Below are 22,712 nucleotides of genomic sequence, written 5' to 3' on the forward strand. Positions count from 1 at the left end.
GGAGTACTTGAACCTTAACTGTGATCTACTTGTCTTATATTGGATAGGGATCGTTAAGCGACAAGTGAAAGTGAGGAGATCCTGAGATGTTAATTATACGTCCTATCCGATCTAGCGACTTTGAAGCGCTTTATCAAATAGCTGAAGAATCCGGGCACGGATTTACTTCATTGCCGGTCAATGAAGAACTATTAAGAAAGAAAATTGCCCGTGTAGAAGCTTCATTTCTAAAACAGGTCGATAAGCCATTCGATGAAGGCTACCTGATGGTGCTCGAAGATACAGATACCGGTGAAGTCGTTGGTACTTGTGGTCTGGAGGCGGCCGTTGGAATGGAAGATGCTTTCTATCACTATCGATTGGGAACTGAAGTTTATTATTCAGAACAGATCGATGTGAGAAATGAAGTCGAAACATTAACCCTGTGCCACGATTACACGGGAGCGGCTGAGCTCTGTACGCTTTTCTTGCGTAGCTCATATCGAAAGAACAATAACGGCAGAATGTTATCACGAAGCCGTTTTCTGTTTTTAGCCCAACATGCACAGCGATTCGGTGAAACTGTAATTGCAGAAATGCGTGGTGAGAGCGATGAAAATGGTAATTCGCCATTTTATGATTGGTTACAGAAGCATTTCTTAGGTATCGATTTTGTCGAGGCCGATTATCTTTCCGGACTTGGACAGAAAGCATTTATGGCTGAGATGATGCCTAAAAATGCTGTGTATGTCTGTTTATTACCGGAAGACGCTCAGAAAGTCATCGGTGAAGTACACGCCAATACCCGACCCGCACTGAACTTGCTGCAAGCCGAAGGGTTCAGGTGTCGTGGATATGTAGATATTTTCGATGGTGGACCGACGGTTGAGTGTAATCTCAGTGATATTCGTTCCGTCAAAGAGAGCCGGTTATTGACCGTGAATATCGGCGATGCTCCTGAATCTGATACCAACTTTATTATCTCAAATACTCAATTAGCTAATTACCGTGCCACCTCTGGGAAACTTTTGCTGACCGAAGGTAGTAACGAAGTGACAATCTCTCCTGAACTCGCAGCTGGCTTATTGCTCGAGCAAGGTGACGAGATCCGCATTTTGGCTTTGTAGGAAGAAATATGACTCAATTTATTAAAGGCCAGTGGGTTGCCGGCCTAGGTCACGAAGTGACTTCAAAGAACCCAGCAAATAATGACGTTATCTGGAACAGCCAAACTGCGACGCCAGAGCAGGTTAATACTGCTGTCGAAGCTGCACGTGAAGCGCAGTTTGACTGGTTCATGCTGGGTTTTGAGGGTCGCCTTGCGATTGTTGAAGCTTACCGTGCCCAGCTGGAAGAAAATAAAGCTGAGATAGCCGAAGTGATCGCTCAAGAGACCGGAAAGCCACAATGGGAAACGGCGACTGAAGCCGGTGCCATGATTGGCAAGATTGGTTTATCGGTAGCCGCTTACAATAAGCGCACCGGAACAACAGAAAATGACACGCCTGCAGGACGTGCGGTTCTTCGTCACAAGCCCCATGGTGTCGTTGCCGTATTTGGCCCATATAATTTCCCAGGCCATCTGCCTAACGGACATATTGTGCCTGCACTGTTAGCGGGTAACACAGTGGTCTTCAAGCCTTCGGAGTTAACGCCTAAAGTCGCCGAGTTGATGTTGAAGCTTTGGGAGAAGGCGGGATTGCCTGCCGGTGTTATCAACTTAGTTCAAGGTGAAGTTGAAACCGGAAAAGCGCTGGCATCTCACCCCCAGATTGATGGTCTGTTCTTTACCGGAAGTTCTCGCACCGGGCATATCTTGCATCAACAGTATGCCGGCGAACCCGGAAAAATTCTGGCATTAGAGATGGGAGGAAATAACCCTCTTATCATCAAAGGCGTTAAAGACAGGAAGGCTGCAGTACACGACATTATTCAGTCGGCATATATCTCATCAGGCCAACGCTGTACCTGCGCGCGTCGCTTGTATGTTGAGAAAGGTGCTGAGGGCGATGCTCTGCTGGCTCAACTTACCGACGCCGTTAAGCGTATTGTGGTTGGCGCCTGGAATGCCCAGCCACAGCCGTTTATGGGATCGATGATCTCAGAAACTGCCGCTAAAGGTATGGTAGAGGCTCAACGTAACCTGGCGAACTTAGGTGGGACTTCATTAGTCGAGCTGACTCATATTGAAGCGGGAACGGGCCTTGTATCTCCAGGGTTAATCGATGTGACTCAGGTTATCGAACTGCCTGATGAGGAGTACTTCGGTCCTCTGCTGCAAGTCGTGCGTTATACTGATTTCGATGAGGCGATCAAGTTAGCGAACAATACCCGTTACGGACTCTCTGCCGGGATCCTTGCCGATAGTCGTGACGACTATGAGTATTTCCTTGCCCGTATTCGTGCCGGTATTGTTAACTGGAACAAGCAGATCACAGGCGCATCAGGTGCGGCACCCTTCGGTGGCGTAGGCGCGTCGGGTAACCATAGAGCGAGCGCGTTTTATGCTGCCGACTACTGTGCTTACCCGGTTGCATCTGTCGAAGCCGATGAAGTTAGCCTTCCCGCTAATTTGAGTCCTGGTTTGAGCCTTTAGGTAATAGGGCTCTGAGCTATAAAAAATAAGGTGGGAAATATCGTTATGGTATTTCCCGCTTTTTTAAGAGACACAGGAAAGAGCACCTCTACTCTGGTTCGATCATCTAGTTAAAATAATAAAACGCTTCTCGTGAAAATAATAAAAGACCTCTCGCGAAGAGAATAAAAGATTTTGCCCACGCAGTTTGCGATTGGCGACACGATGCCCTCAAGGAAAAAATTGATGCACACAGATATTAACAAGCTTTTTGGATCCCTTTGGAATGATTATGTTGAAATGACGCCTTCGGCGGCTAAGGTTCATCAACTCTTGTCCAAGGGCGACACCATTATTAACGACCATATTGCCCTGCGGACGTTTAATATTGAGAAGGTTAATTTGGCGGTATTGTCCGCTCACTTCGAAGCCTTAGGTTATGTGGATTGCGGCGATTATAATTTTGAAGCTAAGAAGCTTAAAGCCAAACATTTTGAGCACCCGGATGCGACTCAACCAAAAGTGTTTATCTCTGAGCTGCTTGTTGAAGAGTTTAGTGGTGAGCTGCAGACAATAATCAAAGGGTTAGTCGCTCAAATTGAGGAATCAGCCACAACTGCGGACAATTTCCTCTATTCTGGCCGCCACTGGGAGTTGGATTATCCTACTTATGAAGCCTTGCTTGCAGAGAGTGAATATGCAGCTTGGGTAGCCGCATTCGGCTACCGTGCAAATCATTTTACGGTATCAATTAATCACCTGCCCGGATACACCAGCATTTTAGATGTCAATGAAACGCTTAAGAGGGGAGGCTTTGCTCTTAACTCTGCCGGTGGTGAGGTCAAAGGCTCGGCAGAAGTTTTGCTTGAACAGTCTTCGACTATGGCAGATAAGATAGAAGTAAGCTTTAAAGGCTCTCAGAAAGAGATCCCAAGCTGTTTCTATGAGTTTGCCTTGCGCTACCCTAAGTCTGACGGAAAGCTTTACACAGGCTTTGTGGCAGCCTCAGCGGATAAAATTTTTGAGAGCACTAATGCAAGTTAATGCAAGTTAATGTTTGTCTTTAATTCGCCATAAAAAAGGAGCCTAACAGGGCTCCTTTTTACCTTTACTTACAACTTATAGCTTACAACCTACAGTTGTGGCTCTTCGCTGTAATCTAAACCATGATAGTTCAGGCAGGCATCGACTTCGTTCGCCGAACCTAAGATGACAGCCACACGCTGGTGGATCTCACTCGGTTGGATATCCATTATGGTTTCATAGCCTGTAGATGCCTTACCGCCAGCTTGTTCGACCAAGAATGACATAGGATTCGCTTCATACATCAATCTTAGTTTGTATGGCTTCTGCGGATTTTTGTTGTCTGTCGGGTAAGTGAAGATACCGCCACGAGAAAGGACGCGGTGAACATCGCCAACCATAGCCGCTATCCAGCGCATGTTGAAGGCTTTTTCTCTCGGACCGATAGTGCCAAGCAGCAGATCGCTGATGTAAGTCTGCATCGGTGCTTCCCAGAAACGCTGATTAGACATATTGATGGCAAACTCACCCGTGTCTTTACTGATGCTCATCGCTTCAGTTGTTAGCAGGTATTCATTGGTTTCAGGGTTTAAGGTGAACAGTTGTACCCCCTGACCCGTTGTTAACGCTAACATGGTCGAAGGGCCATAAAGCACATAACCCGCAGCGACTTGCTGACGACCCGCTTGTAGGAAGCTGGATTCGGATAGCTCACCTGTTGGGGCTGGAAGTACGGAAAAAATAGTGCCCACTAACGAGTTAATATCTATGTTCGATGAGCCGTCGAGCGGGTCGAAACAGACCAGATATTCGCCCTTGTCACCGACTTCGACAATATAATCTTCCTCTTCCGATGCCAGACCGCGAACTGTGTCATCGCCCTTTAACGCATCTTTGAGCATGTCGTTGGTGATAACGTCGAGTTTTTTCTGTGTCTCACCTTGAACATTTTCTTGCTCAGTCGCACCGAGTACACCGGCAAGCGCGCCGTGGCGTACGGCATGACTGATCTCTTTGGAGGTGTTAGCTAAGGTATGAATAAGCTGAGTCAGAGAGGCATTTACCCCTTGTGACGTCAGGTTTTGGGCCAAGGTCTGCATGTTATTTCCTATGACAATTTCGAGTTTGGGTTCGAGTTGAGGTCGGTAAACTTTTATTTGAGCGGATCATACCTGAGATCGAACCTTTTTTCAGCGTAGGTTAGGCTCAAATATATAGCAAATAACGACGCTTGTTGTTTTATCGGACTTTAGTGCACAATGACGGGCGATATTTTTGTTCAATCATCACAAAATCCAGCGTGTGGTTGTGATGGTTGGCTGTATTACTAAGATAGATTTAAGTCCAGGAAATAATAATGACAAAAAAATGGATAACTTCAGCTCTTATGGCGGTGCCTATGCTTCTTTCCACGCAAATTAATGCAAGCCAGAATCAGCTATCTCAAACCGAAGTCAATCAAGGAATCGTTACTGGTGAGATGCTGAAAACTCTCTCAAAAGCGGGTAAGTCTCCCCTGTCAATCGAGCGTATGTATGCTTCGCCGGCGCTAGCGGGGACGAGTCCCCGAGGACTGAAATTATCTCCCGATGGCAAAAGGGTGACCTATTTAGCCGGACGTAAGGATAATCAGCATTTTTATGATTTATGGCAGATGGATGTCGAGTCTGGCAAGCAATCTATCTTGCTCGATGCCGATAAGTTAACCATAGGTGAGCTCTCCGATGAGGAGAAGGCGAGGCGTGAACGGCAACGAATTTATGGCCAGGGGATCATGGAGTATTTTTGGTCTGATGATAGTCAGGCAATATTAATTCCTGCATCCGGTGTGCTTTACTATTACTCGTTAAGCGATAACAAGGTGACGTTACTGCCGACTGGTGAGGGCTTTGCTACCGATGCTCGCCTTTCACCCAAAGGGAAGTATGTCTCATTTGTGCGGGACCAAAACCTATTTGTTTTAACGTTGAAAGATATGTCGCTGTTGGAGATGACAACGGATGGTGGCGGCGCGATAAAAAATGCGATGGCCGAGTTCGTGGCTCAGGAAGAGATGGACCGCATGACGGGTTACTGGTGGTCGCCGGATGAGAGCGCCATAGCCTATACCCGAATCGACGAGTCTGATGTTGAGCTGGTTACCCGCAATGAGATCTATGCCGATGGTATCAAGCTGACCGAGCAACGTTATCCTTATGCCGGTAAGAACAACGTTAAAATCTCATTAGGTATCGTAAAACTTGCCAGCAAAAAAGTCAGTTGGGTAGAGCTGGGAAAAGAGCAAGATATCTACCTGCCCAGAGTGAAATGGTTACCCGATAGTAAACGCCTCTCATATCAGTGGCAGAGTCGTAACCAGCAGGTACTCGATCTGCGAGTGGTTGATATCGAACGAACCGACAAGCCTAAAAATTTAGTTGAAGAGCGGAGTGATGCCTGGGTAAATCTCAACAATGATCTGTACTTCCTGAAGCTGCAGGAGAGCTTTATCTGGGCCTCAGAGCGTGATGGTTTTAATCACCTTTACCTTATAAGTTTAGATGGCGAAGTGAAGAAACAGCTGACATCGGGCGACTGGGTTGTCGACGCCGTTGAGTTTGTCGACGAGAAGGGGGGTTGGATCTATTTCACTGGCCGTAAAGATACTGCCGTTGAACAACACATTTATCGTGTAGCCCTAACCGGTGGTGAAATTGAAGGTGTGAGTCAACGTCGGGGAATGCACTCACCTGTGTTTGCCGAGAATGAGGCTGTATATCTGGATTATTTCAGCTCTCTGGTGCAGCCACCTCAAGTCAGTTTACATGGCGATAAGGGTCAGCATCTTGCTTGGGTTGAGCAGAATAAGCTGGATTCGACTCACCCACTCAATGAGTACCTGGGATTATGGCAGGTGCCTGAATTCGGGCAGGTTAAGGCCGAAGATGGTCAATCACTTCAGTATCGTCTGTTTAAACCCATAAACTTCGACAAAGATAAGCAGTATCCTGTGGTCGTGCGCGTCTATGGAGGCCCACATGCGCAGCTGGTCGTGAACAGTTGGAGTGAACATGATTACTTTACTCAGTACCTGCTTCAACAAGGATTTATGGTATTCCAGCTCGATAATCGTGGCTCTGCTCATCGTGGAACCCGATTTGAACATGTTATCTATAAACATCTAGGTGAGGCGGAAGTTAACGATCAAAAAGCCGGTGTGGACTACTTAAGAACGCTGCCCTATGTGGAGGGTGATAATATCGCGCTTTATGGGCATAGCTACGGTGGTTACATGGCCCTGATGGGGTTATTTAAGGCCCCGGATTACTTTAAGGCGGCAATCTCCGGTGCGCCGGTGACCGACTGGGCGCTGTATGACACCCATTATACCGAGCGCTACCTTGGCCATCCTGAAAAGAATGCTAAGGGCTATGAAGCCAGTAGTGTGCTTCCCTATGTGGAAAACTATCAATCGGGTCTGTTGATGTACCACGGTATGGCCGATGATAACGTGCTTTTTGAGAACAGCACTAAGGTATACAAGGCGCTGCAGGATGAAGGTAAGTTATTCCAGATGATCGATTATCCAGGCTCTAAGCACTCGATGCGCGGCGAAAAAGTAAGAACACATCTGTATCGATCTCTGGCAAATTTTCTGGAAAGAGAATTGAAGTAGGGGGAGTCATAAGAGTCTAGGTTCTAGGCGCTAGGACCCAGGACGCTCACTACGTGAGCTAAACGACGCCAGCGTTGCTGGCTGTAGAAGCTAAGATGACACTCACTGCGTGAGTTAATCGATGCCAACGTTGTTGGCTGTAGGAAAGGGATTATGTCGAATGCTTGTAGCTTTGTCTTTTCCGATTAGAGCCTAGCTCGTCCAATAGGCGCAAGCCGTCCGCGAAACGATAGGCCGAAGGCTGACATCTTTGTTTTTTTCGAGCCTCGAAATCTTATGTAAAAAAAGCCAGTCGTTAGACTGGCTTTTTTATTGAATAGCAAGATAAGCGCTAGCTTTATGCTTCTTCTAAGTTACCGCAGAAACGATAACCTTCACCGTGGATCGTTGCGATGATTTCTGGCGTATCAGGTAAGCTTTCGAAGTGCTTACGGATACGACGAATAGTTACATCGACAGTACGGTCATGTGGCTTAAGCTCGCGACCCGTCATCTTCATCAGAAGGTCGGCACGGCTTAGGATCTTGCCTGGGTTCTCAACGAAGTGCAGCATAGCGCGGAATTCGCTACGTGGCAGCTTGTAAGACTCACCTTGTGGGCTAACCAAAGAACGGCTGTTAATTTCAAGGCTCCAACCATTGAAGCGATAGTACTCAACGGCACTCTTCTCTTCTGATTCGGCGCCAGTGCTGTTAACGCGAGTCAACAGGTTACGAGCACGGATAGTCAGCTCACGTGGGTTGAATGGCTTAGTGATGTAATCATCAGCACCAATTTCCAGACCCAAAATCTTATCAACTTCATTGTCACGACCCGTTAGGAAGATCAGACCAATGTTGTTAATTTCACGAAGTTCACGTGCTAACAAAAGACCGTTTTTACCAGGAAGGTTGATATCCATAACAACCAAATTGATTTTGTTTTCCTGCATGGCTTTATGCATTTCTGCGCCATCATTGGCTTCAGTTACCACATATCCTTCGGCCTCGAAAATACTTCTTAGCGTGTTCCGGGTAACGGCTTCATCTTCAACGATCAGAATGTGCGGGTTTTGCATATTAATTTACCTAATTTGTTCAAATCTGTTCTAACCATGAGCGCGTAATATCTTAGCGATAGTAACGCTCGAACTTGTCCTGTTGACTATTTACTGCTCTAGTAGGTGCTTTCAAAACTGGCCTGAAACAGCAACACGCTTCCATGATTAGTAAAGTATGCGTATCTCAATAAATGTAACGCGAGCTGTATCCACTTCGATTAACAATAGCGGAGATTAGTTCCCCTAGAATTAAATTTTTTTGAAGTAAAGATGTGAAACTCTATTCAGTTCACATTTTATACAGGAATCTGGCTAACTCTTTGTTCACTGTCAGATCTATTTGTAACAAAAAGCTTCTTACCTTTTAGTGATGGTAAGCGAATCAACAGAGACTATTGTACTCGTTTTAGGCATTTGTTAACAAATGAAATGTTAACAAATTTACTTGTGGATATGATCTAAGTCACGCCAACCACTATAAGTATTTGATTTTGTTGGGTGCAGTAAAATATTATGGTGTGACCTGTGTCACGCCACTTGGAAGATATATTGGATTTGCTATAATATTTTGAATTAAATTGGGGAATATGGTCCAGATGAGTGAGTTAAACAGCCAGTGGCAATGCTATCAAGAGGCGGAGTTTCTTTTTACACAAGCATTATCCTCTGAACTTTCATTTGCAATAATTACCGCACATAACCCAAAAGGGCAGATTCTCTCAGCCAGTCAAAACCGTCTTCTCGACAGGCGGCTTCAATTCGAAATTCAACAATTACATAGACCCTATCGCGCCATGATTGGTGCCTCAGCCGATCGCTGTCACATGGAGAAGAGTTGGGCCGTTTCGATAGATAAGGCATCTGCAATACGACTCGGTTGTCAATTTAATCAAAATGCGATCTATTTTGTCGAGCATGATAAATTACAGCTGATCCCTTGCCTTTTATCAAAAACTAAACAGCAAGAAGAGGTGGTGATCGGTCCTTTTTCCCCCCGGGTACGTTTAGTTAACGAGCTTCCTGATTTTGATTAAAGGTTAAGCGCCCCTCTTTTGAGTCGAATACTGACAATTTCACAAAGTTAAAGCAGGTTTTCCAATTCATTGGCACTTTGCCATTTTTATTCATTGACTTAATTGGTCAAAATTTGATAATTTTTATATTCCTTCTTCTGGCATTTATTTAAGTGCTCGGGATTAGGTACAGAAGAGGAGCGTTAACTAGGTAGTAAGTTTGAAGAGGCCAAACTCTGATGATGACTTATGAGGGAGATTAGCGCCGAGATATTGATGTATTTTGACGTATACAATATCGGTCATTTGGGCTGAATCCCATCGATTGTCACCTGTTTATTGGTGGAGAGCTTCTGGTGATGATCGTCATTTCCCTTCTTGGGGTGCGTAATCTTTGCACCAGGCTCTTCGAACGAATTATGTTCGGAGCGTAATAATGATAGTTTTATATCCCTGTTTTTCTGGCCTGTGTCTACTTTATGTGGAGGCCGAATCATGTCCCTGATTGTTGCTAAGTTTGGTGGCACCTCTGTAGCAGATTATGCTGCGATGAGTCGCTGTGCCGATATTATTCTTGCTAACCCCGATACTCGAGTTGTTGTCGTCAGCGCGTCCAGTGGCGTCACTAACCTTCTTGTTGAGTTGACCCAAGAGCAAACCTGCGATGAGCGTAGGATGCAGCTCATTAAGAAAATTGCTCATATTCAATATCAAATACTCGATGCTTTGGGCAGCCCACAAGAGGTTGCCGCAAGATTAGATACTGTGCTCAGTCGTATCTCATCGCTTAGCGAAGAGCTCAGTCGTAATAGAAACAAAGCGACAATGGATGAGCTACTCGCCCAAGGTGAGCAGTGTTCATCGGCTCTATTTGCTGCGGTACTCAGAGAGAAAGGGGAGGCGGCCAGTGCGTTCGATATTCGTCAGGTGATGCGAACAGATAGTCACTTCGGCCGGGCAGAACCTCAAATTGAGCAAGTTGCCCTGCTCGCCGATGAGTATTTAGCACCACTATTAAGCTCACAGCGAATCGTGACGCAAGGTTTTATCGGTGCCGATGAAAATGGGTGTACGACAACATTGGGCCGTGGTGGCAGCGATTACTCGGCGGCGTTATTGGCTGAGGCCTTGAAAGCGACGGCTGTCGAAATTTGGACCGATGTGGCGGGGATCTATACGACCGATCCTCGCTTGGCGCCTAAAGCCAGGCCCATTGCTGAGATAAGCTTTAATGAGGCTGCTGAGATGGCAACCTTCGGTGCTAAAGTATTGCACCCAGCGACAATTTTACCGGCAGTAAGGCAAAAAATTCAGGTGTTTGTCGGTTCCAGCCGTGAACCTGAAAGAGGCGGGACCTGGATCCGTCATCAAGTTGAAGATGAGCCGGTTTACAGGGCCGTAGCGGTTCGTCGTGATCAAACATTGCTTAATCTCCATAGCCTGCAGATGCTTCATGCTCAAGGCTTCCTGGCTGAAACATTTGCCACTCTTGCAAGACACAAGATCAGTGTCGATCTGATCACGACCTCCGAAGTGAATGTCTCATTGACGTTAGATAAGACGGGTTCAGACTCTGCGGGAAATGGCCTACTGAGCGAAGCGCTACTGCAAGAGTTGTCACAACACTGCCGCGTTCGAGTCGAAGATGATTTGGCATTAGTGGCCATAGTGGGTAATAAGATCGCTTCTACCCCGGGTGTGTGTCGCCGGGTATTTGAAGTGCTAGAGCCTCATAATGTGAGAATGATCTGTCAGGGGGCCAGCCCGCATAACCTCTGCGTGTTAGTGTCTGAATCTGAAGCGGCTCAAGTTGTGAGTGCACTTCATAAGAACCTGTTCGAGCAATAGTTTTAGGACGATTGTTTTGAGCATTAGTTTCGAGCATTAGTTTAGTTTCTAGCATTAGTTTTGAGCCATTGTTTCGAAACTACTAGTTGGTAAAGGATAAATAATGAGCGTTACCCAATCGTCGCTTAAGATAGGTGAATTGGCCACGGGTCCAGATCTTACTGTCCCGATATTCAGCTTAAAGGCTGAAAAAGCAACGGCGCCGAGTGTCTATATTCAAGCCAATGTTCATGGCGCCGAGGTGCAGGGTAATGCCGTCATTTATCAGCTTATGCAGCTGTTAGAAGGGTATACCTTATGTGGTGATATCACGCTTGTCCCTTTGGCTAACCCTTTGGGGATCAATCAAAAGAGCGGCGAGTTTACCTTAGGCCGTTTCGATCCCATCACCGGCGTGAATTGGAATAGGGAGTATTTAGATCATAAGGTCAATGTCACTCAATGGTATGAAGCGCATCAAGAACTGAGCAACACAGAGATCTTTATTCATTTTAGAGAGATGCTGGTGGAAGGTTGTCATCAGCGCCTGTCCGATGAGTGGGGAGTAACCTCAGGACACAGGCAGGCGGTTAGCCTACAGTCGATGGCACATCAGGCTGATATCGTCTTAGACCTGCATACAGGTCCAAAATCCTGTAAACACCTCTATTGCCCCGAATATGAAGCCGATGCCGCGTCACTCTTCTCTATTCCCTATACCTTACTTATTCCCAATGAGTTTGGTGGTGCAATGGATGAGTCTGTTTTTTGTCCATGGTGGCAGCTAAGTGACTATATGAACGCTATTGGGCGTGAATGTAAGGTGCCAGTTTCAGCCTTTACTCTGGAGTTGGGGCCTCAGGAGTACATTCACTTGGAAGATGCACTCATTGATGCTAAAGGGATTTTAGCTTACCTGAGTTTCCGTGGCGTTATCGCTCAAGAAGTTGAGCCTGCAAAGATGTCACGTTATGCCTGCTATCTTAAAGATTATAAAAAGTATCATGCGCCTATGGGAGGCATGGTGGAATACCTGGCAAGGCTAGGCGAACCCCTTGAGGCTGGAAGCCCGCTGGCAAATATTCTTCGACTCGACCTTTATGGTAGTGAACGTGTGCTTACGCCACTGAGTCTGAGCCAGGACTGTGTGCCTATTTTACATTTTGCCTCGGCATCGGTTTATCAAGGAACTGAGATGTATAAGGTGATGACGCAGGTGTTTGAGATTTAGTTGAAACTTGATTGTCACAGTTGCAGCGATGTTGCAATAGTGTGTAAGCTTGGGGTTGTTCAATGTGATTAAGGGATTAAGGAGCATTATGAGGTTTATCACTTTAACTGCAATATTGGTTTTTACTGCGTCATGTTCATCTGACGAAGCAAATAAAGAACCACAGGTACTCAATGCTAAATCCGTGATACAAGATCTTGAGAAACGAGATGCTACTGTTTCTGAGCAAAGTTTATCGCGTTTAAAGCTGTCAACAAATGGTAGTACCAGTTATGAGCTTAATGGTGAGAAATTTATAGTTCAAGAGAAAACTTTAAGTCGGGGATTAAGAGTTTTCAATCATAGCATGTCTGAGTTTGGAGTACTTAAAGGAACGTTTGTTGTACAGACGCTTGAGAGTATAGAGTCACTAACTAATCAATTTAATGTGGAAGAGATTGCTTCCCAGACTTATCGATTAACGCCGTTATACAATAAGGCTGATTTACTTCCCTTATACCGGTCATTGCAAGGTGAGAAACAGTTTTCTACTGTCGAAATCGAGATCGATTATAGCCCTTTAGATAACTCTGAAAAGTATTAGTTGTAGCTGGAAAATAGAATTAAAAAAGCCATAACGTTGTTATGGCTTTTTTTTGTGTAGATTTTATTGCTGTCTATATTACACCTTCGTACTACTTACGGCGACGGAACGCTGCAAATGGCACAAGTAATAGAGATAACCAGCCTAAAGAGCCACCACCGCTGCTATTTTCGACCTTAGGAACAGCTGCAAAGCTCACTTTCACAGTGCTAGTCACATTTGAAGTGCCATCATTTACTGTTACGGTAAAGTTCATCGCCTGCTTAGGATCGAGCTTGGGAGTAACGAAGCTAGCTTCTTTTGTATCGGCCCCAGTAATTGTTACGGCTGGACCCGAGTCTTGCACCCATGAGTAAGTTAAAGTATCACCAGCGTTTGGATCAATGGCTACAGCTGACAATGTGACCGCATCGCCTTCTTTAACAAGAGTTGAACTCGCTGTTGCAGTGATCGTTGGGAGACGGTTATCGCAAGCGTAAGTATCACCAGCTACCACATCAGAGAACATACTTGTTTGTGTATTGGTGAACGTAATGTCATCAATATACCAACCTGAAGCGAAACCAGATACAGGATCAGGTACAACCGCAGAGTCTGTTGCAACACGGAAACGGAATTGCACCTGGTTGCCATTTAAGATCTCACCAAAATTGATGGTTTCCCAACCATAATTGAACCCTGAGAATGTAGAACGACCAGCAATAGCCGCCTCTGTATTATCGAGCCCTGTATCAGTATATCCATCACCGACAAAAGTCGCTCCCATAGCGGTAACATCGACCCAATCACCTCCATTTAAGCTTACTTCAGCAACTGCACCATCATAGCCCGCTTCTAAGTTATACAGATGCCAGAAGCTAACTGTAAATTCTCCATCAAAGCCAACTGAGGTTGGGCGCGTTTCATAGGCAACATCGGCTGTAAAGCTATTGCCAGTCGCAGAGATTAATCCATCTGTGTCATCCCATTGATCTAAACCAAAGGTGCCTTTGGCCATATCACCACCAGCCATAACGGTTTCAGTGAAGTCATTTAATCTAGAAAGCGTATTTAGATCTTCATATTGAGACGTTCCAACTAATTCACGCGTTTTAAAATCCACGTTAATTGCTGTTGATAACATGTATTCATCGGCTTCCATCCCATCTGCAAGCTCAGGCACAAACTTAAGTACTAACTCGTCACCAATACCTGCTTCATTAAGCGTAAATTCGATTGGAGAACTTTCAGTTGAACCAAATAACGCGATATCGTCAAATGTGATTACACCATCGTTAGCAAATGTCACATCGTGTCCACTTTCAGCAACGACTGTTCCGGTAAGACCCGTTAATGCTTTATTGCCGCCGTTTTGAATTGTAAAACTAACAGTACCAGTCTCACCTTTATCCAAGATGTTGTCTTTTGAACAATAACCTAGAGTTAACCCTTCATAGTTAGTATTTAATGCATGTTCGGTCACTGTATATGTATCTAATACTGTCTTAGTGGACTCAACAACACCTGCATGATCAGTCGAGAAACGACTTGGAGACACTGCGCCAAGTCCCATACCACGACGGGCAAACGCTGCAAGTATCACTTTGTAATCTTCTACATCGTTAGCATAAGCAGCCGCTAGAAGGGCATCACGACCTTCGGTAAAGGTGGGCGCCATTGGCATCATTTTGTAGCTGGCAACTAAATAACCCTTCATCAGAACTTTAGCTTCATCAAATGTATGGCGTTCATCATTCACCATACCGATGAATGAATCCCACAACATGGCGGCATATACAGCACCGGAACCATGAACTTCAGGATCTTTTTCAACATCAGCAAATGTTGATGGGTTAATATCCATATTGGTTGAATATGGATATTGACGAATACCGTTTACAAAACTACGAACATAAGTCGTATCGCCGTAACCACCTGCATAATCTTCGTTACCAGCCACTAAATTATCTGCAGAGTCAGAACCAAATAATAAAGCATGGAAATCACCAAATCCCTCACCCATTGAGCGCGCTTGGTTGCTGCTGAGGCCTGAACCATTACCCACTAAGCGGTTACTGATGTAGTGACCCCATTCGTGTGCAACAATGCCGTTATCCCATGAACTGTCTTTAAATGCCCGAGAAAGGTCATTTTTGAACATATCAATTGATACAGTTTCATCAGCATCTAAAAGCGCATAAATTGCCGCGCCTTCGTTTTGAGAAACCATCATACTAGGAATGGTGATGGCTTCGTCATCCCCGCCCATTGTAATTGTTGCATCACCATCTTTATTGTTAGCAACAATTACCGCAATAGCGCCGGCATCTTGGGCATTTTTGACTTTTTGAGTAAAGTTACAGGCTCCGCGGTCAATCATTGCGATTTTACCAGCTAAGGCAGCACCATTTGTAGTAGTTTCACAACCGTCATTGACAGGAGCTGTGTCGTCAATAAGGCGGACTAAATCTCCTGACACCTCAAATGTATCTGGGCCAAAACCTGAAAAGCCTAAGTCTGCTAACATGCCAATAGATGTATGAGATGTTGCTGTTATGCCGAAATCAACACCATTTACCGCTTGAGTCGTCTCCCACAAATACATTTGCATACGTGGTGAACCACCATCTGCAGGTGTACTCATGTTGGCATTGCTAAAACCAGAGTGATCTTGAACCTCTGCGTTGATAGCATCACCTTCTTCACCACCACGACCATAGTTAAGGGCTTGTGCATTACCTGATGCTTCATCAAAACCATGACCATAATAGTCATCATGTAAATAGTTGTTCATCAAAAACAAGTTAACGATAGCTGCGTTACGATTATTTACAGAGTACTCGGCTTCGCTATCGTTGTATTTATAGTCAAAAGTGTTACTGCTGGTGGTATCAGCAAGGTAATCACCATTAGTTAAACCTTGTGGTGCAATTGCATCAACATAAGCAGTTACGTTGTTACCCATAGTAGAAGTGGCATCATCGGCTAACCAAGGATCCATTGTACTAATTGGACCATGACTTAAGGTCACTAAAGGTGCATCTAAATAAGGTGCAGTTAAGTATGCGTCTACATCGCTTCCAGCTGGAGCCGGCATAACATTACCGTGAGGGCTATCCCAAGGTTTTCCGTTTGCATCTGCATATACACGGTAATTAAAATCATCTGCGTGACTGGTTAGGTTTTTCTTGAACAGTATTTCACCTGTTTTAGCGGAAATGACATAGCTGAAATATTCTGACTCACGGCTGTCGATAGCACTGGTTTCAATTTCAACATAGTGAGCAGCAACTAATTTATTTTTATGTTCAAAAAATACTTTTTTAGCTCGTGGCTCGCCAACTAATATTTTATTTGTAGAAGCATTCGTTACTACAAATTTCTCATATTTGTCATTCGAAGGTTTAGCTACTAACGTAACAGAATTACTATCGCCACCCATTGCGCTAAATGCAGCATTTATTGACTTTGATGTTTCACCAAAAGCCCCTTCCATATCTTTTATCGCTGAAGTCAGCGATTTAGCCGTTCTTTGAGAAGCAAAATAACCTGAAGACGCTACAAGATTAAATTCACGATCCATCATGATATTAAATTCACGATTGAATACTTCTACACCAGAAACTTCTTGCTTATATTTCGCAATAATAGGACCACGACCTAAGTCATGAGTATTAACTAAGATAGGTTGGGTTATTCCTTTTTTGGAAGATGATAACCCGGTTAATTGACCTAAGTGAAAATCAGCAGCATATGCAACTTTATTCTCTAAAGAGAGCGCACCTAAGCTTGGCACGGACTGGTTTTTACTTGCCCATTGAAAAGTTGTTTTACCTAATTGAGCATCATATTGATTGCTCATACCACTTGCCGTAGCTACATGAGTTAATTGTTTTTGTTTTTGAATAACTTGAGCATTATCAAATGATTTATAATTCGGCGATTCATTCAAATCACTGCTGGCGATGGCGGCACTCGAAAGTAAAGCGGCTGTAACTGCAATAGATACTTGTGTTTTCACAACTTAATTCCTTGTCAATAATCTGCCTTGGGGGAGTATCCGCGAGGCAATTGTAATGGTTTACTTATTATTTATTCCCTCTCTGTTTCGAGAAGTAAGGACTGTTTGTAACACAAATGTGCGCAATTGTTAACTCTGGCAACCAAAAAAACATTAAGTGTAACTTTTTTGGTCGTTTTATCTGAGGCGAATGAGTAGAGAAATAAATTATTATTAGGGTTTTACAGCCCTGACGATGGGGTTTTGTAGGCTAATTAAGGTTTCTGTCGATTGAATTTCATCGATAGACTGAATTCGGTTGATTAGTACATGCTGTAATCCATCAATTGATTGGCACATTACCTTAACAAATACACTGTAGTTACCGGTTGTGTAATAAGCTTCAACGACCTCTTCCAGCGCATTGAGTTTAGATATTGCAGCTGGATAATCGCCTGCGCTTTTTAAATTGATCCCGATAAAACAACAGACATCATAACCAAGGGCCTTTGGGTTAACGGTGATTTGCGCTCCGGTAATGATCCCTGCCTGTTTCATCTTTTCAACACGGACATGAATTGTACCGGCACTGACATTAAATCGTTTAGCCAGCTCGGCGAATGGCGTTCTGGCTTCCTGCATCAGCGCCGATAGAATCTGGTTATCGAGTTTGTCTCTTTGAAATGATGTTTCCATGGCTAAATACTTATTATTGCGATGATTATGAGTTAATTTACGCTTTTAGCTTTGGGATTGCCATTGAATGTTCATATTTATTAAGAGATGTTTGGTTAGACTAAAGAGGAAAGGGAGGGGCGAAGAGAGGAGGATGGCCAAAGTCTGAGATTATTTGGCCATCTGAATTAGATAAACTATTGCTCTGACTCGGCTTCCATGAAAGGCGTGTCACAGTTAAATGTCATCTCCTCACCAGAGTATGGCTGCTTAATGGTTAACTCTTGTGCGTGAAGCAATAAACGGCTCGCTAATCCTTTGGCTAACGGGTCGGCATAGAAATTATCGCCAAGTATGGGGTGTCCTATCGCCATCATGTGCACACGTAGTTGATGTGAGCGACCTGTAATCGGTGTCAGTTTGACTAATGTCGATCGTTTTGCTCTGCTTATTACTTCAAAGTGTGTGAGTGAAGCTTTACCTATATCGTGATCGACTTTTTGTTTTGGACGGTTAGGCCAGTCGCAGATTAAGGGGAGATCGACGCTACCATTATCCGCTTTCACATGACCCGCAACACGCGCATAGTAAGTCTTTTTCGTTTCACGATCCCGAAACTGTCGTTTTAACTCCCGCTCTGCACTTTTTCTCAATGCCACAACGATCACACCCGAAGTCGCCATATCTAATCTATGGACTATCTGTGCGTTAGGATGTTCGGCGAGTACTCGGGTAAAGATGCTATCACTATGAGCCGGATCCCGACCGGGAACGGATAGCAAGCCTGAGGGTTTATTGACAACCAGAATATCTTTATCTTGATAGATTGCCTCTAGCCAGGGAGAAGTCGGTGGTGAGTATACGAAGTCAGACATTAAAGGGACCTAAGTGTGAATGCGTGGCAAAGATACCCGTAAGCGGACCGGGGACGCAAGTGAAAAAAGGCCGTTTGCAGTAAAATTTTTTAGCTTTGATGAGAGTTGTAAAACTTTAGAATGCTGTATTTTCATAACTCGATGTTTATAAAGAAATGATTTAAGAAAAGCCGCTACCATTAACGTGCATCAATGAGAAGGTCCAGACAACGAATGATAGTGAGAGGTGAATAAAGGCGTAAGCGGCTTGATCCAGCCTTTCCATTCCCTTCGCTTGCCATATTAATTGCGCATGAAGCAGAGCAATAATAGGAAAGAGGATAAACAGCGGATAGAAGGCGATACTGCTACTTTCACCCAATAGTAAGCGACTCAAGAGCGACCAGATAACCATAAACCCCGTGATTAATGGGGGGACTACTTGTCTATATTGTTCTGGATATGGAAACATATTCATCCTTGTGACGTTGTGAGTCATAAGCTTGAGAAGCAATCCCTTTGCTTTGTATATCTTCTCAGTGGGCTTATAACTTTTAGCTTATGGGCTTTCTAGCGATTAACTGCGCTTTAAAGCTCTGCTTGTTATTTGTACTTACTTCTCCTTCAAAGTAATGCAGACAGTCCCATTTATCAAATTTTGATCTGAGCTCGAGAGGTTTTAAGAGAAAATCAGGGTTTCTGGGGCGGCCGATCTCCGCCTGCTTCTCGGTAAAGGTCTCATAGAAAATTAAGCCACCGGGTTTAACCGTTGCTTTGATTTGTGAGAAGAGTGGCCTGTGCAGATAATTGAAAACAAGCACGACATCAAACTGCTCTCGGGGCAGTTGAGGGGCGGAATCATCTTCTAAGTTCCACTCCAGATAGCGATGTCGATTAGAGCGATTAGCAAGACTTGCTAGTGACTTGTCGATAAAGGTGACCCTGTGCTCTCTTTGAGCGAACCAAAGGCCATTTCTTCCACCACCACAAGCGAGATCTAAGATCTCTCCTGAAAGGGGAAGAGGTTCGAGAGGCGCAAAATGGGTGATTAACTCGGCGGCAGCTTCAGGCTCAACCTTTAACTTCTTTTCTGGCATCGATTCTTCGTCCATGAATAACTGAAAAGTGGCGTAATCCAGCGGGGCCGTGAGATACCACCACGGAGAGGAGTAGGACTGTTATTAGCAGTTCCGGTTTAAGATGCGAAAAGGGGATAAAAAGAGCCAGTAAACCTAGCTTTACCAGTGTGAGCACGCCTTTTAGCTGTATCAGCCAGCGCCAGTCTCTGACAATCTCCCATAGCATCAGTAGTGAACCGGTCGTCATGGCCATGCACCAATAAAAGATCCACTCGGTCTGAGCAACACCAAGAAGAATACCACCACCGGCACCTGTGATCCCAAGAATATGAAATGCCCTAAGGCTGGTTTTGCCGATCCTTTGAAACCAGAACTGTTTTTCAGAAAGCTTAGATTTTTTCATGATAGAGGAGAGATAATGCTAAGTTTTAGAAGAAAGTGGAGCAAGCTTATCAGGAATTTATCGACTGTGAAGGTTAACTTCACCCTATTTAGAAAATAAAGCTCACAATAAAAGAAATTATTGAGAGGTAAAGAATCCAGGTGAAAATTTGATATTGCTTGCACATTAAGGATAAAAAAGCGTACATACTAGTAAATTAGGTGAATCAGCGGGTTGGGTGGAAAGAGATGAAAATAGGATTTTTCAGTGCAAAGCACTATGACATTGAGCATTTCGATAGCACCAATGAGGCTTTCGGTGCCGATATAGAGTATTTCGATTATCGTCTATGTATGCAGTCGGTCAAACTCGCGCACGGTTTCGAAGCCATCTGTGCATTTGTGAACGATTCTCTGTGTGAAGAGGTGTTAGTCGAACTTGCGAAAAATGGCACCAAGATAATTGCGATGCGCTGTGCCGGTTTCAACAATGTCGATTTAGATGCCGCCAAAAGATTAGGGCTCAGGGTGGTAAATGTGCCTGCTTACTCTCCGGAGTCTGTGGCAGAGCACACTATAGCCCTCATGCTCACGCTGAATCGTAAAGTTCATAAGGCATATCAACGAACCCGGGATGCGAACTTTTCATTAGAAGGCTTAGTCGGCTTTAATATGCATAACCGCACCGTGGGAGTGATAGGCACGGGTAAAATCGGTTTAGCCACAATTAAGATTTTACAGGGCTTCGGTTGTAAAGTGCTGGCTCACGATCCATTTCCTAATCAGGCCGTGACCGATTTAGGTATCAATTATGTATCCCTCGATGAGATGTATCCGAATTGTGACATTATCAGCCTTCATTGTCCTCTGACTCCGACTAATCATCACCTGTTATGTAAAGAAAGCTTCGAAAAAATGAAGCTTGGCGTGATGGTGATCAATACCAGTCGAGGTGGGTTACTTAACGCATTTGATGCCATGGAAGCACTTAAAACGGGTCAGTTAGGTTCGCTTGGCTTAGATGTCTATGAGAATGAAAAAGAACTTTTCTTCGAAGATAAATCGAATGAGATCATTCAAGATGATGTATTTAGAAGATTATCGGCTTGTCATAATGTGATTTTCACGGGTCATCAAGCCTTCCTGACTCAAGAGGCGCTAAGTTCGATTGCTTATACGAGCTTGATGAATGTGGAGCAGTTAGTTAAGGGGGAGACCTGTCCTAACGAGCTGTTTTAAATTATCGGCCCATCTATAGTTTTACCTGACATCTTGATATTTGGCTGATAGATTAATGATTAATCTATCAGCCGAGGGTTTAACATTATGATGGTCAGTCAAGAGGTTCACGATATTCCCACCGCTACCGGAACGATGCGTACCTATCTTTATCGTCCGAACGCAGAAGGGCAGTTTTCCACCATTATTTTCTATTCTGAGATATTTCAGCAGACAGAACCCATCGCAAGAGCCGCCACTATGCTGGCCGGGCACGGCTTTGTGGTGCTTGTTCCCGAAGTGTTTCATGAGTTGAACCCAATCGGTACCGTCTTAGCCTATGATGATGCAGGCAAAGATAAAGGCAATGAAGATAAGTTTGCCAAACCACTGGAGCATCATGACAGTGATACCGAGGCATTGGTTCACTTCGCGAGAAGTCAGGCTTTTTGCACCAGTTACGTTGGAAGTATGGGGGTCTGTATTGGTGGCCACTTAGCCTATCGTGCAGCCATTAACCCGGATATCTCAGCGGCTTTCTGTCTTTATGCTACGGATATTCACTCCAATACACTCCCTTGTGAGAAGGGGAATGACTCGCTTTCCCGAACAGAAGATATTCAGGGAGAGTTGACCATGGTGTGGGGTAAACAAGATCCCCATGTGTCAAGCGAAGGGCGTAAGCTGGTTTATGCAAACCTTGAAAAAGCAGAGAGGAATTTCAGCTGGCTCGAGGTTAACGCACAACATGCCTTTATGCGTGATAGTGAGGCTCGTTATGACCCAGCGATTGCTATGCAGATGTATCAGGGATCTGTGGCATTCTTCCATCGTCTACTTAAGTAATCATGCGGTTCCTCTGTAGCTAATATTGCACGAATCAGAGTTGGGCCATTCCGCTTGGCCCAAATCTGAATTAAGTTAAACCTTAGTCTTGCTGGAGTAGCTAGCTAACTCATCGACACTGACTCTGGCAATAAAGTCATTATCGAGATAGAAATCGACCCGCTCCCCTCGTTTATGTCCTGAGATCTGTTGCTGGCTGCCATCATCGAAGGTTAAGGTCATCACTAAGGTGTCGTCATTCGTTGCTTCCATGGTGGCATTGGTCAGTTTTATCTCTGGAAGTGGTGCTGTCGTGAGCTCTTTATTTAAATGTGAATTAACCTTAAAAATCGCTTCTACTGGCATATCAACAACCGCTGGAGAGCGTTTGGTGATGGGGTTGGTTCCAGTCCAAAATTCGATGCTGTTAAAGATAAATAGATCTGCTGTTGCGGTTAAACCATAGACAGGGCTAAGCAAGACGAACAGTCCGGCTCTGCCATAGCGGTTATCTACTGCGCTCAAATTACCTTTTGTAAGCATAGCACTGAGGCCCATCTGCCCCATACACCCAGAAAGTTGGCTGGTTAATATGGTGGCGAGCGTGATTGAAATAAGGGTCTTTTTCATCGTGTTCCTGGTTTATGAGAGAGTCGTTGGTGTGAAGGCGGCAAGATTGTAATGACAAAAAAATTAATGTTGGAGAGCCGGATCACAATGCGAGGTTGAGATTTGGTGATGATTGCTGTGTTGTTTGGCATGCCTGTTATCAAAGC

19 protein-coding genes and 1 riboswitch are annotated in these 22,712 nt (G+C 44.6%); of the genes, 10 read left to right on the plus strand and 9 right to left on the minus strand.

What is annotated here, in order from left to right:
- The first annotated feature begins 86 nt into the window (after positions 1-86).
- From astA to EKG38_RS01995, 3 genes are all read left to right on the plus strand, one after another.
- Complete coding sequence (gene astA, locus EKG38_RS01985) at positions 87-1,106, plus strand: arginine N-succinyltransferase (RefSeq protein WP_126518168.1); 1,020 nt, start codon at positions 87-89, stop codon at positions 1,104-1,106.
- An 8-nt stretch (positions 1,107-1,114) separates the two neighbouring features.
- Positions 1,115-2,575 (plus strand): succinylglutamate-semialdehyde dehydrogenase, encoded by a 1,461-nt coding sequence (gene astD, locus EKG38_RS01990; RefSeq protein ID WP_126518170.1) that lies wholly within the window; start codon positions 1,115-1,117, stop codon positions 2,573-2,575.
- A 225-nt stretch (positions 2,576-2,800) separates the two neighbouring features.
- Entirely contained in the window at positions 2,801-3,598 is a 798-nt protein-coding gene (locus tag EKG38_RS01995) for a DUF1338 domain-containing protein (RefSeq protein WP_126518172.1), read from the plus strand.
- Between the two features lie 89 nt (positions 3,599-3,687).
- Here EKG38_RS01995 and EKG38_RS02000 read toward each other — a convergent pair whose 3' ends face one another.
- Positions 3,688-4,677: a class 1 fructose-bisphosphatase gene (locus EKG38_RS02000; protein ID WP_012141160.1), complete on the minus strand. Its 990-nt coding sequence runs from the start codon at positions 4,675-4,677 to the stop codon at positions 3,688-3,690.
- A gap of 257 nt (positions 4,678-4,934) precedes the next feature.
- Here EKG38_RS02000 and EKG38_RS02005 point away from each other — a divergent pair, with 257 nt between their 5' ends.
- The gene (locus EKG38_RS02005) at positions 4,935-7,232 is read left to right on the plus strand and encodes a S9 family peptidase (protein WP_126518174.1); all 2,298 of its coding nucleotides are present in this window, start codon (positions 4,935-4,937) and stop codon (positions 7,230-7,232) included.
- A 337-nt stretch (positions 7,233-7,569) separates the two neighbouring features.
- Here the strand turns inward: EKG38_RS02005 and arcA are convergent, their stop codons facing one another.
- A complete protein-coding gene (arcA, locus tag EKG38_RS02010; protein WP_012141162.1) occupies positions 7,570-8,289 on the minus strand; it encodes a two-component system response regulator ArcA in 720 nt (239 codons plus the stop codon).
- Positions 8,290-8,867: 578 nt separating this feature from the next.
- On the opposite strand from arcA, the gene EKG38_RS02015 reads away from it, so the two are divergent.
- From EKG38_RS02015 to EKG38_RS02030, 4 genes are all read left to right on the plus strand, one after another.
- The gene (locus EKG38_RS02015; RefSeq protein ID WP_126518176.1) at positions 8,868-9,305 is read left to right on the plus strand and encodes a DUF3293 domain-containing protein; all 438 of its coding nucleotides are present in this window, start codon (positions 8,868-8,870) and stop codon (positions 9,303-9,305) included.
- Between the two features lie 164 nt (positions 9,306-9,469).
- Positions 9,470-9,645: riboswitch (Lysine riboswitch) on the plus strand.
- A 134-nt stretch (positions 9,646-9,779) separates the two neighbouring features.
- Positions 9,780-11,132 carry a lysine-sensitive aspartokinase 3 gene (gene lysC / locus EKG38_RS02020; protein ID WP_126518178.1) on the plus strand — a complete coding sequence of 451 codons (1,353 nt, stop codon included), beginning with the start codon at positions 9,780-9,782 and terminating at the stop codon, positions 11,130-11,132.
- A gap of 103 nt (positions 11,133-11,235) precedes the next feature.
- Positions 11,236-12,342: a succinylglutamate desuccinylase/aspartoacylase family protein gene (locus tag EKG38_RS02025; RefSeq protein WP_126518180.1), complete on the plus strand. Its 1,107-nt coding sequence runs from the start codon at positions 11,236-11,238 to the stop codon at positions 12,340-12,342.
- An 88-nt stretch (positions 12,343-12,430) separates the two neighbouring features.
- Entirely contained in the window at positions 12,431-12,925 is a 495-nt protein-coding gene (locus EKG38_RS02030) for a hypothetical protein (RefSeq protein WP_126518182.1), read from the plus strand.
- Between the two features lie 91 nt (positions 12,926-13,016).
- Here the strand turns inward: EKG38_RS02030 and EKG38_RS02035 are convergent, their stop codons facing one another.
- The 6 genes from EKG38_RS02035 to EKG38_RS02060 all read right to left on the minus strand — a co-directional run bounded on the left by EKG38_RS02035 (position 13,017) and on the right by EKG38_RS02060 (position 19,915).
- Complete coding sequence (locus tag EKG38_RS02035) at positions 13,017-16,925, minus strand: rhombosortase-dependent M36 family metallopeptidase (protein ID WP_126518184.1); 3,909 nt, start codon at positions 16,923-16,925, stop codon at positions 13,017-13,019.
- A 213-nt stretch (positions 16,926-17,138) separates the two neighbouring features.
- Positions 17,139-17,600 (minus strand): transcriptional regulator AsnC, encoded by a 462-nt coding sequence (gene asnC, locus EKG38_RS02040; protein ID WP_012141167.1) that lies wholly within the window; start codon positions 17,598-17,600, stop codon positions 17,139-17,141.
- A 176-nt stretch (positions 17,601-17,776) separates the two neighbouring features.
- Positions 17,777-18,454: a bifunctional tRNA pseudouridine(32) synthase/23S rRNA pseudouridine(746) synthase RluA gene (rluA, locus tag EKG38_RS02045; protein WP_126518186.1), complete on the minus strand. Its 678-nt coding sequence runs from the start codon at positions 18,452-18,454 to the stop codon at positions 17,777-17,779.
- A 160-nt stretch (positions 18,455-18,614) separates the two neighbouring features.
- Positions 18,615-18,905 (minus strand): hypothetical protein, encoded by a 291-nt coding sequence (locus EKG38_RS02050; RefSeq protein WP_126518188.1) that lies wholly within the window; start codon positions 18,903-18,905, stop codon positions 18,615-18,617.
- Positions 18,906-18,987: 82 nt separating this feature from the next.
- The gene (locus tag EKG38_RS02055) at positions 18,988-19,530 is read right to left on the minus strand and encodes a class I SAM-dependent methyltransferase (RefSeq protein ID WP_126518190.1); all 543 of its coding nucleotides are present in this window, start codon (positions 19,528-19,530) and stop codon (positions 18,988-18,990) included.
- On the minus strand, positions 19,505-19,915 hold the full coding sequence (locus tag EKG38_RS02060) for a membrane protein (RefSeq protein ID WP_012141171.1): 411 nt from the start codon (positions 19,913-19,915) through the stop codon (positions 19,505-19,507). The genes EKG38_RS02055 and EKG38_RS02060 overlap by 26 nt, the downstream gene beginning before the upstream one ends.
- Before the next feature lie 227 nt (positions 19,916-20,142).
- On the opposite strand from EKG38_RS02060, the gene EKG38_RS02065 reads away from it, so the two are divergent.
- Both EKG38_RS02065 and EKG38_RS02070 read left to right on the plus strand, forming a co-directional pair.
- The gene (locus tag EKG38_RS02065; RefSeq protein ID WP_126518191.1) at positions 20,143-21,132 is read left to right on the plus strand and encodes a 2-hydroxyacid dehydrogenase; all 990 of its coding nucleotides are present in this window, start codon (positions 20,143-20,145) and stop codon (positions 21,130-21,132) included.
- A gap of 87 nt (positions 21,133-21,219) precedes the next feature.
- Positions 21,220-21,957, plus strand: a complete 738-nt coding sequence (locus tag EKG38_RS02070) for a dienelactone hydrolase family protein (RefSeq protein WP_126518193.1) — start codon at positions 21,220-21,222, stop codon at positions 21,955-21,957.
- A gap of 75 nt (positions 21,958-22,032) precedes the next feature.
- Here EKG38_RS02070 and EKG38_RS02075 read toward each other — a convergent pair whose 3' ends face one another.
- Positions 22,033-22,566 (minus strand): DUF3332 domain-containing protein, encoded by a 534-nt coding sequence (locus EKG38_RS02075; RefSeq protein ID WP_126518194.1) that lies wholly within the window; start codon positions 22,564-22,566, stop codon positions 22,033-22,035.
- Between the last annotated feature and the right edge of the window lie 146 nt (positions 22,567-22,712).

The organism is Shewanella canadensis (assembly GCF_003966225.1).
Lineage (GTDB): Bacteria > Pseudomonadota > Gammaproteobacteria > Enterobacterales > Shewanellaceae > Shewanella > Shewanella canadensis.